Below are 14,130 nucleotides of genomic sequence, written 5' to 3' on the forward strand. Positions count from 1 at the left end.
TCAATACGATTTGAATCAACTCCCTAAGCAACCTGAAAGCGAAGTTCCTATATACTTGGTTGTGCCCGATTTGGATATGACGGGGTGATGTTTGCAGCAGCTGGAATCGCCGCAACGATCGCGCGGCCTCGCCGTCGCCGTAAAGCCGGATCGAAGACCCTCCCGCGTCGATAGGCTGAGTCTCTGGTTATCCAAGGGCAGCACGATCGATAGGCTTTGGATCGGGACAACCGAAAGCAAGCCTTACCCGGCGTTGCGCCGTGTGGAAGAGGCCCTCCAGCTCATCAAGCGCCACGACACACTCAACTATTCCCGTATCACCCGCAATCTCGACCGAATATGGGTGCACCTGCTCCCCAGCGCCCAGGCGCACTATGATCAGTCATTGAACGCTTGCGCCCTCGATGAACGTTACGTTCTCAACGAGACAATGACGCTTGCGCGGATTGCCTCAACCATCGTCCATGAAGCGACCCATGCACGATTGGAGGGATGGGGGATTATCTATGAAGAAAAGCGCCGCTATCGGATCGAAGCGACCTGTCTTCGACGCGAGCTCAACTTCCTCAAGAAGCTGCCTGGCAGCGGACCCATGCAGGAAGAAATTGTTCGTACATTGGAGTGGTGCAAAGTCGACCAGACTTACCTTTCCGACGCGAGCTTTCGGGACCGCGAAGACCAGGGTCAGATCGATACATTGCGCTATTTGAAAGTGCCGGACTGGCTCGTGCAATTTGCAAGGTGGCTCATTCGCAGGCGGCGTTCGCGTGTACCCGCACCATGAGTGCCTGAGCCTCCGCGAGGAGCGAAGCGACGAAGCAATCCAGACTGTATCTGCGGCAAGATTGTGGATTGTTTCGCTGCGCTCGCAATGACGAGCTTGTTGAGCCGGGCCGTGTCACACTCTCGGTGTCATACCCCGCGACCCGGCTACGCCAAGGCTTCGCCGAGGCTGACGTCCAGGGCCGCCGAAGCTTTAGCGTAGGCGGCAAGCGGGGTATCCAGTACGCTGCGGCCCCTCGGCTCTAGCCGAGCCGTCTCTGGAATACTGGGTCGCCCGGTCAAGCCGGGCGACGACAGTGTGCTCGTCTCAAAAATTCACCCGGTTCGAGATCGCGCCGTCCACGACGAGATTGGAGCCCGTGGTGAACCCCGACACCGGGCTTGCCAGAAACACCGCCGCGCTCGCGATCTCCTGCGGCGTTGCTATGCGGCCCGTCGGATTGCGCTTCATCGCATCGTTGTAGCGCTCCGGCATGTTCTGCTCGATCATGTTCCAGACGCCGCCCTTGAAATAGACCGTGCCGGGCGACACCACGTTGACGCGGATCTTCTTCTTTGCGTGTTGCCGCGCCAATCCCTTGGCCATGTGGATCAGCGCCGCCTTGATCGGGCCGTAGGAGCTGGCGAGATCGGCCTGCGCGGCCGAAATCGATGAGATGATGACGAAGGCGGCATCGCCGCTTTTCTCGCCGCTGGCCTCGAGGAACGGCCGCGCGGCGTCGAACGCATGCACGGCGCCGAGCACGTCGAGCCGGAAGTTCTGCTCCCAGGACGCTGCATCATGGCCCTGTGCCATCGCGCCGGCATTGGCGAACAGCAGGTCGAGGCCGCCGAGCTCCTTTGCAGCAGTCTCGATCCAGGATTTCAGCGCCGCACCGTCGGTGACGTCGACCGGACCGCCGCTGGCGCGGATTCCGCTTGCCTTGAGTTCAGTGACGGTCGCCGCAACCTGATCCGCGTTGCGCGCGCAAACCGCGACATTGGCGCCTTCACCGGCCAGCGTCGCCGCAATCGCCCGCCCGATGCCGCGCGTGCCGCCGAGGACGATGGCGTTCTTGCCTTTGAGACCGAGATCCATTGTTTGGCTTTCCTTTTTGTTGGTCGCCGGGAGTGTAGCCGTTTCAGGAGATACGCAGAAGCCTCAACATCGTCATTGCGAGCGTAGCGAAGCAATCCAGAAATGAATCCGCGGAAACAGTCTGGATTGCTTCGTCGCAAAGGCTCCTCGCAATGACGAGGTCGTAGGGTGGGCAAAGGCGCATAAGCGCCGTGCCCACCATTCCTCAGTTTGCACGCAAGCGGTGGGCACGCCTCGCTTTGGCCACCCTAAGAATTCTGCTTCACTCCGGTGCCGCCCCCACCGGCGGGCCGCCCGGCGGGCGGTGCAGGAAGGTCAGCGAGGCGTAGGCGCCGGCCCAGGAGCCGATCGCCGCGAAAGCGACATAGAAGGCGTTTTCGGTGTAGCTGATGACGGCGTAGGAGGAGAGCATGTACCAGACCGCACTCCAGTTGGCGGCCGACATGCGCTTGCGCGCAATCACGGCCGAGGTGAACATGACATAGACCGCGTCAGTGGCCGCCGTTGCGATGAACACGGCGCCTGCGGTGAGGGGATCGATGGCGGCCATTGCATTCCTTCATGTGCTAATGGATGGTTGCAAAAAACTACAGCATGATCCGGAAAAGTGCGCAGCGGTTTTCCGAAAAAGTTCATGCTCAAACAATAGAAAGGGAGAGAAGCGGCCATGCAAAGCCCCGCCGGCATTCTCAATGACATCTGGACCTCGGCCGGCGGCGACGGCTCCGCGCTCGAACGCGTGCGGCTGACCGGTGACGAGCCGCAAATTCCGTCCTCGTTTCGCGTCGCCGTCGCCGGGCAGACGACGATCGCCGCCGCCGGCCTTGCCGCCGCCGAAATCTGGAGACTGCGCAGCGGTGAGACGCAGGACGTCTCGGTCGACATGCGCCACGCCGTCGCCGAATGCCGTTCAGAGCGTTATTTGCGCCTCGACGACAAGCCGCCACCGCCAGCCTGGGACGCCATCGCCGGCGTCTACAAAACCGGAGACAACCGTTTCGTCCGCTGCCACACCAATTTCCCGCATCATCGCGACGCCGTCTGCAACGTGCTCGGTTGCGAGCCCGAGCGCGACAAGGTTCAGGCCGCGTTGATGCAATGGAAGGGCGAGGATTTTGAAACTGCGGCCTATGCCGCGGGCGGCGTCGTCGCCCTGATGCGCTCCTACGACGAATGGTCCGCGCTGCCGCAGGCGCGCGCGCTCGCCGAACTGCCGCTGGTCTCGATCGAGAAGATCGGCGAGGCCCCGCCCAAGCCATGGCCGCAGGGATCGTCGAACGGCGATCGTCCGCTTTCCGGCCTGCGCGTGCTCGATCTCTCGCGCGTCATCGCAGGCCCCGTTGCCGGCCGCACGCTCGCCGCGCACGGCGCGGATGTGCTGCTCGTCTCGGGGCCGGAGCTGCCGGCCATTCCCTGGCTCACCATCGACACCGGCCGCGGCAAGCTCACCACGCTGGTCGAGCTGCAGAGCGAGGCGGGCAGGGCGCAGCTGCGCGAGCTGTTGAAGGGCGCCGACATCTTCTCGCAAGGCTATCGTCCGCGCGCGCTTGCAGCCCTCGGGTTCGCGCCGGAGGATGCGGCGAACATCAATCCCGGCATCGTCTATGTCACGCTGTCGGCCTATGGCCATGCCGGCCCCTGGGCGGAGCGGCGCGGTTTCGATTCACTCGTGCAGACCACGACGGGCTTCAACCACGCCGAGGGGCAGTCCGCCGGCATCGACGGTCCGAAGGAATTGCCGGCGCAGATGCTCGACCATGCCACCGGCTATCTGATGGCGTTCGGTGCGATGATGGCCAAGGCACGCCAGGCCCGAGAGGGCGGGAGCTGGCACGTGCGCGTATCGCTGGCGCAGACCGGACGCTGGCTGTGGAATCTCGGCCGGCTCGACGGCGGCCTGGACACCCCGGATCTTACGGGCGAGGCCGTACATGCTGCATTCATCGAACCCATGCCATCTGGCTTCGGCACGTTGAAGGCGGTGCGCCATTCCGCGCTGCTGTCGTCCACGCCGGCGGGATGGAGCCGCCCGGCGATGCCGCTCGGCAGTCATCCGCCACAATGGCCGGCGCGAAACTGACGTGAAGCTGACGCGATGCAATATTTTAACGCAAACGGAAAGGTGGCTGGCGTTTTTTAGGTTGTTTGAAATCCCAATTCAGCACTATTAGCGCGACCGATAAGGCAGGCGTCTGCCGAGATCGTCGCAGACTTGACCGGGCCCCATGGTAGTTGAAAATACCAAGCGATTGCAGGTGTTTACAAAACAACGGGTGATCACATCCGTAGTTTTACTGGCACTCGCTGGCGTCGGTGCCTATGGCTTCATGCGCGTGGGGGCCAAGGAGAAGAGCCACTCCGAGGTCTCCAGCCAGTCGCGCAGGAATGCGCAGAATTTCACGCCGACGCCGTCCGAATGGGCGACGCTGACGATCGAGCCGGTCAAGGCCAAGACCTTCCGGGCCGAATATGTCACCGAGGGTAAGGTCGCGGTCGACGAGGATCGCTCGACGCCGGTGTTCTCGCCCTATGCGGGCCGGGTGACCAAGCTGCTCGCCAAGCCGGGCGAGATGCTGAAGCAAGGTCAACCGCTGTTCACGATCGAGGCCGCCGACACCGTGCAGGCCCAGAACGATTTCATCGCGGCGATGACCTCGCAGAACAAGGCGAAGTCTGCGATCGATCTTGCCGACATCCAGTTCAGGCGCGCCAAGGACCTCTATGAGGGCCACGCCATCCCGCTGAAGGACTATCAGCAGGCCGAAGCGAACCAGGTCCAGGCGCAGAACGACATGCGCTCCTCGGCGACGGCGCTGGAGGCCGCGCGCAACAAGCTGCGCATCCTCGGCTTCACCGACGAGACCATCAAGGCATTCCAGGACAAGGGCGTCATCGATCGGGAGATCACGATCCACTCGCCGATCTCCGGCACCGTCGTGCAGCGCAAGATCGGTCCGGGCCAGTATGTCAATTCCGGCGCAAGCGATCCGGTGTTCGTGATCGGCGACCTCTCCACGGTCTGGCTCACCGCCTTCGTGCGCGAGAGCGATGCGGCCGCGGTGTGCATCGGGCAGGACATCAGCGTCAACGTGATGGCGCTGCCGGGCCACCCCCTGACCGCCAAGATCAACTACGTCGCCGCCGCCATCGATCCCAACACGCGCCGCCTGCTGGTTCGCGCGACCATCGACAACAAGGACGGCCTGCTCAAGCCGGAAATGTTCGCCAACGTCACGATCTATTCGGCCGGCGATCGTGCCGCGCCGGCGGTGCCGAAGCAGGCGCTGATCTACGAGGCCGACAAGGTCCGCATCTGGGTCGCGCGCGAGGACAAGTCGGTCGAGCTGCGCCAGATCAAGACCGGCCTCATCAATGGCAATCTCGTCGAGGTTACCAGCAATCTGAAGCCAGGCGAGCAGATCGTCACCAAGGGCAGCCTGTTCATCGACCGCGCGGCGTCCGGTAGCTGATCGACGACTCAAGAAAATTGAAGACCTGAATGGATCGTCTCGTCGCCCTTGCCGTCAACCGGCGCTTCCTGATGGTCGGGATGTTCGTCGCCGTGCTGATCGGCGGCGTGATCGCGTTCAACCAGCTCAACATCGAGGCCTATCCCGATCCGACGCCGCCGATGGTCGACATCGTGACGCAGAGTCCGGGCCTGTCGGCGGAGGAGATCGAGCGCTACATCACGATTCCGATCGAGACCCAGGTCGCAGGTCTGAAGAACCTCACGACGATCCGCACCATCTCGCTCTACGGCCTCTCCGACATCAAACTGCAGTTCTCCTTCGCCTACACCTATGACGAGGCGCAGCAGCAGGTCTTGAACCGCCTGGCGCAGCTTGCGCCGTTGCCGGGCAATGTGCAGCCGCAGATCTCGCCGCTCAGCCCGATCGGCGAAATCTTCCGCTACCGCCTCGTCGGTCCGCCGAACTACAGCGTGCTCGACCTCAAGACCATCCAGGACTGGATCCTGCAGCGCCGCTTCCGCGCCGTGCCCGGCGTCATCGACGTCACCGGCTGGGGCGGCAAGAGCAAGACCTACGAGCTCCAGGTCGACTTCAACAAGCTCGTCGCCAACGGCCTGACGCTGCCGCAATTGCTCCAGGCGGTCAGCAATTCCAACGTCAATGTCGGCGGCAACACCGTCAATATCGGCCAGCAATCGGCCGTGGTACGCGGCGTCGGCCTGATCCGTTCCATCGACGACCTCGCCAACACCATGGTCTCGCAGACCAACGGCAATCCGGTGCTGGTCAAGGACGTCGCCACCGTCACCGTCGGTCAAAAACCCCGTCTCGGCATTGCCGGCCTCGACGATTCCGACGACATCGTGCAGGGCATCGTCCTGATGCGCCGCGGTGAGCAGAGCTCGCCAACCATCAAGCGCGTCCACCAGCTCGTTCAAACCATCAACGAGTCCAGCATCCTGCCGCCCGGCGTGCGTATCGAGCGCATCTACGATCGCGGGGACCTGATCGACCTCACCACCCACACCGTGCTGCACAACATGGTGGTCGGCATCCTGCTCATCGTGCTGTTGCAGTGGATCTTCCTCGGCGATCTCCGCAGCGCGCTGATCGTCGGCGCCACCATTCCGTTCGCGCTGTTCTTCGCCGTGATCATCCTGGTGCTGCGCGGGGAATCCGCGAATCTGCTGTCGGTCGGCGCGATCGATTTCGGCCTCATCGTCGACGCCACCGTGATCATGGTGGAAGCGATCTTCCGCCGCCTGACGCAGACGACGCCGGTGTCGGAATCCGAGCAGATGTCGCCCGAGACGCTGTTCGGTATGAAGAGCCACGCCATCCTCAGCGCCGCCGCCGACGTTTCCCGCTCGATCTTCTTTGCCGCCGCCATCATCATCGCGGCGTTCCTGCCACTGTTCACGCTGTCCGGCGTCGAGGGCAATATCTTCGGACCGATGGCGCGCACCTATGCCTATGCGCTCGCCGGCGGGCTGCTCGCGACCTTCACGGTGACCCCGGCGCTGTCCGCGATCATCCTGCCCGCGCATGTCGAGGAGACCGAGACGAGGGTCATGCGGATCCTGCACCGGATCTACATGCCGGTGCTGAATTGGGCCGTCGCCAACCGCGGCATCATGCTTGGCGGCGCCGTCGGTCTCGTGCTGATGACGGTAGCGCTCAGCCGGCTGCTCGGCCTGGAATTCCTGCCCAAGCTGGAAGAGGGCAATCTCTGGATCCGCGCCACGCTGCCGCCGACCATCTCGCTCCAGGAAGGCAACACCTACGTCAACGAGATGCGCAAGCTGATCCGCGCTCGGCCCGAGGTGGAATCCGTGGTGTCGCAGCATGGCCGCCCCGATGACGGCACCGACGCGGCCGGCTTCTTCAACGCCGAGTTCTTCGCCCCCCTCAAGCCCGCGAGCCAATGGCCGGGAACGCACGACAAGGAAGAGTTGACCGCGCAGCTGTTGAAGCAGCTCGACGACCGCTTCCCCGGCGTCGAATTCAACTTCTCGCAATATCTCCAGGACAACGTCTCCGAAGCGGTCTCGGGCGTGAAGGGCGAGAACTCGATCAAGCTGTTCGGCAGCGATCTCCAGGCGCTCACCGACACCGCCAACAAGATCAAGTCGGTGCTGGCGACGGTGCAGGGCGTCACCGACCTCGCGGTGTTCACCTCGCTCGGGCAGCCGACCATTCAGATTGACATCGACCGTGCCAAGGCCGCGCGCTATGGGCTCGCGCCCGGCGACATCAACGCCACCATCAAGGTCGCGATCGGCGGCGATACGGCTGGGGATCTCTACGAGCCGGGCTCCGATCGTCACTTCCCGATCATCGTCCGCCTCGCGCCGGAATATCGCAGGAGCGCCGAGGCGATCCAGAATTTGCGCATCGGCGCGCCTGGCCCCAACGGCACCGTCACGCAGATTCCCCTGAGCGAGGTCGCCACCATCAGCCTCGTCTCCGGTGCCGCCTACATCTATCGCGAGCAGCAGGAACGCTATCTGCCGATCAAGTTCTCGGTGCGCGAGCGCGACCTCGGCAGCGCGATCCGCGAGGCGCAACAGAAGGTCGCCGAGCAGGTGCAGCTGCCGCCCGGCTCGCACATGGACTGGGTCGGCGAGTTCGGCAATCTCCAGGACGCCATCCGCCGGCTGTCGATCGTGGTGCCGATCTCGCTGACGTTGATCGGCGTGCTGCTCTGGTTCAATTTCGGCTCGATGACTGACACGCTGCTTGCCATGAGCGTGATCCCGATGGCGATCTTCGGCGGCGTGCTCGGGCTGTTGATCACCGGCACTGCGTTCAGCGTCTCCGCCGCGATCGGATTCATCGCGCTGTTCGGCATCGCGGTCATGGACGGCATCATCATCCTGTCGCAGTTCAATCAGCTGATCGAAGAGGGCATGGACCGCATGAGCGCGGTGATACGCACCGGCGAATTGCAGCTCCGGCCGGTGTTGATGACCTGCGTCGTTGCCGGCGTCGGCCTGCTGCCGGCGGCGCTGTCGGAAGGCATCGGCTCGCAGGTGCAGAAGCCGCTCGCCGTCGTCGTCGTCACAGGCATGATGCTCGCGCCGGTCGTGATCCTGGTGACCTTGCCGGTCCTGATTTCCTTCTTCTCCCGCCGCGCGCGCTGATCGCGCGCAGCCGCCGCGCCTCAGAATCCGTAGAGACGCGCCGGATTGTCGACCAGGATCTTCTTGCGCACCTCCGCATCCGGCGCCCACACCGGAAGTTGGTTGAGCAGCCGGCCGTCGTCGATCTGATAGAGCGGCGCGATGTCGGTGGGCTTGCGTCCCTCGACGCGGCTGGAATCCGGATGCGGCCAGTCGGTGCCCCAGACGATGCGGTCCGGGTTCGCCGCGATCAGCGCGCGGGCATAGGGCACCATGTCCTGATAGTCGGGCGCGAGGTTCGACGAGCGATAGGCTCCCGAGATCTTCACATAGGCCTTGCCGGATTTGACGAGCGCGACCAGGTCGGAGAATCCCGGCTGCTCCAGTCCGAGCGACGCCTCGAGGCCGCCGAAATGGTCGAACACGGCAGGCACGGGCGAAGCCAGCACGAGCTCCTTGATCGCAGAGATCATCGGCAGCGTGGTGTAGAGCTGCACGTGCCAGCCGCGTGCCTTCATGCGCTCGACGGCGGCCGTGAAACGCGCGCGGCCGACATTCGGATCGCTGACGCCGCCGGTAGCGAGATTGATACGACTGCCACGAAAACCGTCCGCCTGCATCGCGTCGAGCTGAGCCTCCGTCGTCTTGTCGTCGATCACGGCGACCCCGCGCGCTCTCGCGCCGCGCGCCTTCATGCCGAACAAGGTGGAGGAATTGTCGGTGCCATAGACGCTCGGCGTCACGATCACCACGCGCTCGATATGCAGCGCCTTGTGCAGCGCCGCCATTTCCTCGGGGCTTGCCGGTTCCGGCGTATAGACGCGCCCCGCGAAGAACGGAAACTTCTCGACGTCACCGTGGATGTGCGTGTGGCAATCGCAGGCAAGGGCCGGAACGTCGAAATCGACCGGCGTCGCGGGCTGCGCCGCACGGGCGTGAGCTTTGTTGGTCATGGCTACTCCGGCGGCAAGGGAGGCAAGCAGGACGCTGCGTCGGTTGAGCATGGTTGTCTCCCTGCTTCGTTATTTGGAGGTGGGACCGAAACAGTATCACATCAGCCCGGTAACCCGCTCCGCTTCGCTGCATAGCTGCTCGACAAGATCCGCAAGCGGGCGTGAGCCGTCGACGCGCACGACCGGGCAGGGCAGGCCCGCGAGCCAGGCTTCATCTTTTGTGAGACTGCGGCCCTCGCGATCGCCGGCTTCGTAGCGCGAGGCCCATTCGACGAACGACTCCGTCTCCTCGTGACGCCAGCCGCCCTGTGCGACGGCATCAGCTCCGAAATGCGTAGCCTCGCGGCCACGCAGGCGCTGCAAGCGAAGCTCGCGCGGCGTCGTCACAAAGACGACAAGATCGAACAACGGGACGAGCTCGTCGCCCCGGCCGGTGACGGTTCCGCTCAGCACCCAGTCGCGGCGCGGCAGAAACATCTCGCGCATCAGGCGCAGGCGCTCGGCGGCGGGGCGCGTCGTCTGGTAGGGCGGCACGGTCGGCAGCCAGAAATAATCGTCGCTGTCGTGATGCGGCAGCGCAAGCCGACCGGCGAGCGCGCGACCGATCGTCGTCACGCCGGAGCCCGAAGCTCCCATCAGATTGATGCGGCGGCTCTTCATCGGCATCAGGCCAGACGATTTGAAACTACTGCCCCGACGGCGTGCGCAGGCCGTGCCAGGCGTCGCGGACCTGCTGGTAATGCACCTCGGGCAGATAGTCCGGCGTGTTGAGGCTCAGCGTCTTGACGTCGAGATGGCCGACCGCACTGAGCAGCGTGTAGGAGGCGATCACGCGGTCGCGCAGGGCGCCGATCAGGCGGGCCTTGGCCTGGATCAGATCGGCCTGCGAGTTCAGCACGTCCACCGTCGTGCGCTGCCCGCCGGCGGCCTCGCGCTGCACGCCCTGGAGCGCGACGGTCGCCGCCTTCACCTCCGACTCGGACGCGGAGACCGTGATCTTGGCGCCCTCATTGGCGACCCAGGCGCTGGTCGCCGCCGTGCGCGCCTGGTTGCGGACCTGATCGAGCACGAGCCGGCTCTGCGCCGTGATCTCCTTGGCCTGCCGGGTCTGCGCGGCGGCCTGGCCGCCGTCGTAGATCGGCGCGGTGACGTTGGCGACGATCGAGGCCTGGTCTTCGGCGATGGTGCTCAGCGTCGGGTCGTTGCTGCGGCTCTTGCTGGCGCTGCCCTGAAGACTGGCGCTCGGCAGCAGCGCGCCCTCGGCGATGCGGATGTTGGTCGAGGCAACATCGACGTCGAAGCCCGCCGCCATCACCGCTGGATGCTGGCGGATCGCCATCGTCAGCGCATCCTCGCGGCTCTTCGGCAGATAGCGGTCGACGACTTCGGCGGGCCGAAGCTGCGTTGGCGCATTGCCGATCACCTGCGCGTAGACCGCCTGGCTCACCGCCAGTGCGACTTCCGCGGCGTTGAGATCGGCGAGTCCCCGGTTGAGCCGCGCCTCAGCCTGGGCGCTGTCGGTCGGCGTAACGTCGCCGGCGTTGAGGCGGCGCTGGGTGACGGCGAGCGTCTCGCGCAGGAACGCGACGTTGGAGCGTTGCGCCTCGACCAGTGACTGGTTGGCGAGCACGTTGGTGTAGGCGGTGACCGCGTCGAGCAGCACGCCCTGGCCGACATTGCGCAGGGCCTCGCGGCCGGACTGCACCTGGAGTTCCGCGGCGCGGACGCTGTTGGCGGTGCGGAACCCGTTGAACAGGGTCTGCGTCACGGTGACGCCGATGATCCACGGCTTCAGATTGGCGGTCTGGATCGTGTTGTCGGGCAGCAAATTGCGCACCGATTGCAGGCCGGCGCTGAGGCTTGCCACGATCTGCGGCCGGTAGCCGGCGAGCGCCTGCGGCACGTTTTCATCCGTGGCGCGTTGCCGCGCGCGCTCGGCATTGAGCTGCGGGTTGGTCTGGTAGGCCTTGGCGAGCGCTTCCGGCAGGGCTTCCGCCCATGCGGTGGAGGGCAGGGCGCAACAGAGCGCCAGCGCGGTCCATGTCGCAAGCACAGGACCCACGCCCGATCGATGTCGCGTCATCACGCAACCAACTCTGGCGGCACGCCCAATCATGTAATCCCGCTAAACCCCGGCTGTCCGCCCCCGCCGACGGTGGCCTCTTAACTGTTTAACCAGCCGGGGTCCCGCAGGCAAACTGCCGCGGGGGAAACCCCCATCTATTCCGTGCTTGTTGCAGGTGCGTCACAGGGTTTCTGCACCAGAGCGGCGAAGCCTTACACCAGCCTGACCGCTCGCGGGCATTACCGGTTCTTGTTCACCGGCTTGCGCTTCTCGATGAACGCCGCCATGCCCTCGGAGCGGTCCTCCAGCGCGAAGGTCGCGTGAAACAGGTTGCGCTCGACGCTCATGCCTTCGGCGAGCGTGGTCTCGAAGGCGCGGTTGACCGCTTCCTTGGCCATGGCGACGGCGGGCCGCGACATCGATGCGATCTTCTCGGCGGCTTCCATGACCTCGTCTGTGAGCTTGTCGGCGGGCACGATGCGGCTGACGAGGCCTGAGCGCTCCGCTTCCGCCGCATCCATCATGCGGCCGGTGAGGCAGAGGTCCATCGCCTTCGACTTGCCGATCGCGCGGGTCAGGCGCTGGGTGCCGCCGATGCCGGGAATGGTGCCGAGCGTGATTTCGGGCTGGCCGAATTTGGCGGTGTCGGCGGCGATGATGAAGTCGCACATCATGGCGAGTTCGCAGCCGCCGCCGAGCGCATAGCCCGCGACCGCGGCGATGGTCGGCTTGCGGCAGCGCGCGACGCGGTCGCCGCCGATCGCGGCGAAATCCTCGGAGAACATATCGATGAAGCCTTTCGGCTGCATCTCCTTGATGTCGGCGCCGGCGGCAAAGGCCTTCTCGCTGCCGGTGACGACGATGCAGCCGATGGCGTCATCGGCCTCGAGATCGTCGACGGCCGCGGCGATCTCGCGGAAGACGCCGAAGGAGAGCGCATTGAGCATCTTCGGCCGGTTCAGCTTGATGATGCCGACCGCGCCCTTGCTCTCGACGATGATGTGTTCGAACGTGCTCATGCTCCACCCACGCTTTTGATTGGGCGGGCAATGTGCCCGCTGGCGCGGTGGGCTTCAAGGGGGCCGAAAAGCTGTCGGAACGAGGCCGCCCAGAACGCGCGGCGAGACGCGCGTTCCGGACGAGGTCCCTCACCCCAAAATCAGGCCAAAAAACAGGCCAAGCATCAAGCGAAGAACATGCGTGCGGCAGAGGCCAGCGTCAGCAGCGTGCCGACGCCGATGAAGATCTTGCCGATCAGCGAGCTCTGGTCCCAGGCCGAGCTGTGGCTGCTCGCCATCACCGGCGCCGGCCGCGCCTCGGTTGCGGCGATCACTGCCTTCTGTGCCGGCGGGTCCTGTTGCAGGGCGCGGTCGATGTCGTTGAGCTGATCGGGCGCCACCACCTGAGCCTCGTCATTCGGCGCGGTGGTATTATCGGCTGCAGCCTGAACGTTGTCGTTGGCGCGGCCGGTCATCGCGGAGGCCGCGGCAGCCGTCGGCGTATCGCCTGCGGCGATCTGCGCGTTGGCGTTGGCGACTGCCGGCGGCATCCGGCTCAAGGCCGGCACGTCGTTTTCGACCTTTGCCGCGCCGTCCTTCTTGTCGGCCTTGTCGTCGGATTTCTGTGCCGTCTTGCCGCTGTCGCGGTGGCGCGATGCATGGCGCCGCTGCTTGCTCGGCTTGACTGCCTCGGCCTGGTTGCTCGCGCTGTCCGATTGGCTGCTTGCGGCCGAACTCGGCGCCGCCTGTGCAGCGGCTCCGACCAGCACGAAAAGGCCGGCAAGAAGAATCAGTGCGGCGCGCCCGCTGGCTTTCATCATGTTGACGATCTCCCCAATTCCGCCTGTCCCGGGACTGAACAGAGCCCCTGGGGCGTGACCACAGCGGGGCAAAAAATGGGAATCTTCGGGCTATCCCGGGCAAAAGCGGGGCAAACCGCCGCCTCGCGACCGGCCGCCGGATGCGGACGGGACCGATCGGTGTTATGAGCCGTCGCGGGTTTCTACGGTTGCATCGCGTGGCGAGGCACGGCGCAGATCACGAAGCCGTGATCTTTCTGGTGCCGGCGTAACAAACTGAAAGAGCTGCCGAATTGCATGGTGAGGGCGCGTGCGCGGACGTGAGGACGAGTGGACCGGCCTGATGCGGTCGGCCATGGCAGGCGATGATGCGGCGTATCATCGCCTGTTGAAGGCGGTCACGCCTGTGCTGCGCGCTGCCGCGAGGCGGGGTCTGGCGCGGGCCGGGCAGCCTCCCGACCAGGCCGAGGATATCGTGCAGGAGATTTTGTTGGCGGTGCATCTGAAACGGCACACCTGGGACAGCGAAGCCCCCTTCGCCCCGTGGCTGTTTGCGATCGGGCGCAACAAGCTGATCGATGCGCTCCGGCGGCGGGGCCGGCGGGTCTTCGTCAACATCGACGATTTCGCCGAGACGCTGCCGGGCGAGGCTCCGCAGGAGACGGCCTCGGCGGCCGAGGTCGCAACGCAGCTCGACACGCTGCCGCAGCGCCAGCGCGACGTGCTGCAGTCGATCGCCGTCGACAGCGCTTCGATCAAGGACACGGCGTCAAAGTTTTCGATGAGCGAAGGTGCGGTGCGGGTCGCGCTACATCGCGGACTTGCGGCGCTGACTGCCAAACTGCGGGACCACTAGTC

At 64.9% G+C, this 14,130-nt stretch carries 12 protein-coding genes; 5 read left to right on the top strand and 7 right to left on the bottom strand.

The annotated features are described in order from the left end of the window. Positions 1–91: 91 nt before the first annotated feature. The gene (locus QJT78_RS10145) at positions 92–784 is read left to right on the top strand and encodes a hypothetical protein (RefSeq protein ID WP_028146975.1); all 693 of its coding nucleotides are present in this window, start codon (positions 92–94) and stop codon (positions 782–784) included. Between the two features lie 306 nt (positions 785–1,090). On the opposite strand, the gene QJT78_RS10150 is transcribed toward QJT78_RS10145, so the two are convergent. Continuing rightward, entirely contained in the window at positions 1,091–1,861 is a 771-nt protein-coding gene (locus QJT78_RS10150; RefSeq protein ID WP_028146976.1) for an SDR family oxidoreductase, read from the bottom strand. 262 nt (positions 1,862–2,123) lie between these two features. Then, on the bottom strand, positions 2,124–2,411 hold the full coding sequence (locus QJT78_RS10155) for a hypothetical protein (protein WP_028146977.1): 288 nt from the start codon (positions 2,409–2,411) through the stop codon (positions 2,124–2,126). A 117-nt stretch (positions 2,412–2,528) separates the two neighbouring features. Here QJT78_RS10155 and QJT78_RS10160 point away from each other — a divergent pair, with 117 nt between their 5' ends. From QJT78_RS10160 to QJT78_RS10170, 3 genes are all read left to right on the top strand, one after another. Continuing rightward, the gene (locus tag QJT78_RS10160; protein WP_028146978.1) at positions 2,529–3,941 is read left to right on the top strand and encodes a CoA transferase; all 1,413 of its coding nucleotides are present in this window, start codon (positions 2,529–2,531) and stop codon (positions 3,939–3,941) included. A gap of 145 nt (positions 3,942–4,086) precedes the next feature. Then, a complete protein-coding gene (locus QJT78_RS10165) occupies positions 4,087–5,331 on the top strand; it encodes an efflux RND transporter periplasmic adaptor subunit (RefSeq protein WP_028146979.1) in 1,245 nt (414 codons plus the stop codon). Between the two features lie 29 nt (positions 5,332–5,360). Then, positions 5,361–8,477, top strand: a complete 3,117-nt coding sequence (locus tag QJT78_RS10170; RefSeq protein ID WP_028146980.1) for a CusA/CzcA family heavy metal efflux RND transporter — start codon at positions 5,361–5,363, stop codon at positions 8,475–8,477. Positions 8,478–8,497: 20 nt separating this feature from the next. Here the strand turns inward: QJT78_RS10170 and QJT78_RS10175 are convergent, their stop codons facing one another. The 5 genes from QJT78_RS10175 to QJT78_RS10195 all read right to left on the bottom strand — a co-directional run bounded on the left by QJT78_RS10175 (position 8,498) and on the right by QJT78_RS10195 (position 13,293). After that, positions 8,498–9,460 carry an amidohydrolase family protein gene (locus QJT78_RS10175; RefSeq protein ID WP_028146981.1) on the bottom strand — a complete coding sequence of 321 codons (963 nt, stop codon included), beginning with the start codon at positions 9,458–9,460 and terminating at the stop codon, positions 8,498–8,500. Between the two features lie 45 nt (positions 9,461–9,505). Beyond that, on the bottom strand, positions 9,506–10,069 hold the full coding sequence (locus QJT78_RS10180; RefSeq protein ID WP_038942553.1) for a hypothetical protein: 564 nt from the start codon (positions 10,067–10,069) through the stop codon (positions 9,506–9,508). 25 nt (positions 10,070–10,094) lie between these two features. After that, complete coding sequence (locus QJT78_RS10185) at positions 10,095–11,492, bottom strand: TolC family outer membrane protein (protein WP_049807506.1); 1,398 nt, start codon at positions 11,490–11,492, stop codon at positions 10,095–10,097. A gap of 221 nt (positions 11,493–11,713) precedes the next feature. Beyond that, positions 11,714–12,493 (bottom strand): enoyl-CoA hydratase, encoded by a 780-nt coding sequence (locus QJT78_RS10190; protein ID WP_028146984.1) that lies wholly within the window; start codon positions 12,491–12,493, stop codon positions 11,714–11,716. 164 nt (positions 12,494–12,657) lie between these two features. Beyond that, positions 12,658–13,293: a hypothetical protein gene (locus tag QJT78_RS10195; RefSeq protein ID WP_028146985.1), complete on the bottom strand. Its 636-nt coding sequence runs from the start codon at positions 13,291–13,293 to the stop codon at positions 12,658–12,660. 289 nt (positions 13,294–13,582) lie between these two features. On the opposite strand from QJT78_RS10195, the gene QJT78_RS10200 reads away from it, so the two are divergent. Next, positions 13,583–14,128, top strand: coding sequence for a sigma-70 family RNA polymerase sigma factor (locus tag QJT78_RS10200; RefSeq protein WP_028146986.1), 546 nt, complete (start codon positions 13,583–13,585; stop codon positions 14,126–14,128). Positions 14,129–14,130: the final 2 nt, after the last annotated feature.

This window comes from Bradyrhizobium sp. Mp27 (assembly GCF_029953005.1).
GTDB lineage: Bacteria > Pseudomonadota > Alphaproteobacteria > Rhizobiales > Xanthobacteraceae > Bradyrhizobium > Bradyrhizobium barranii.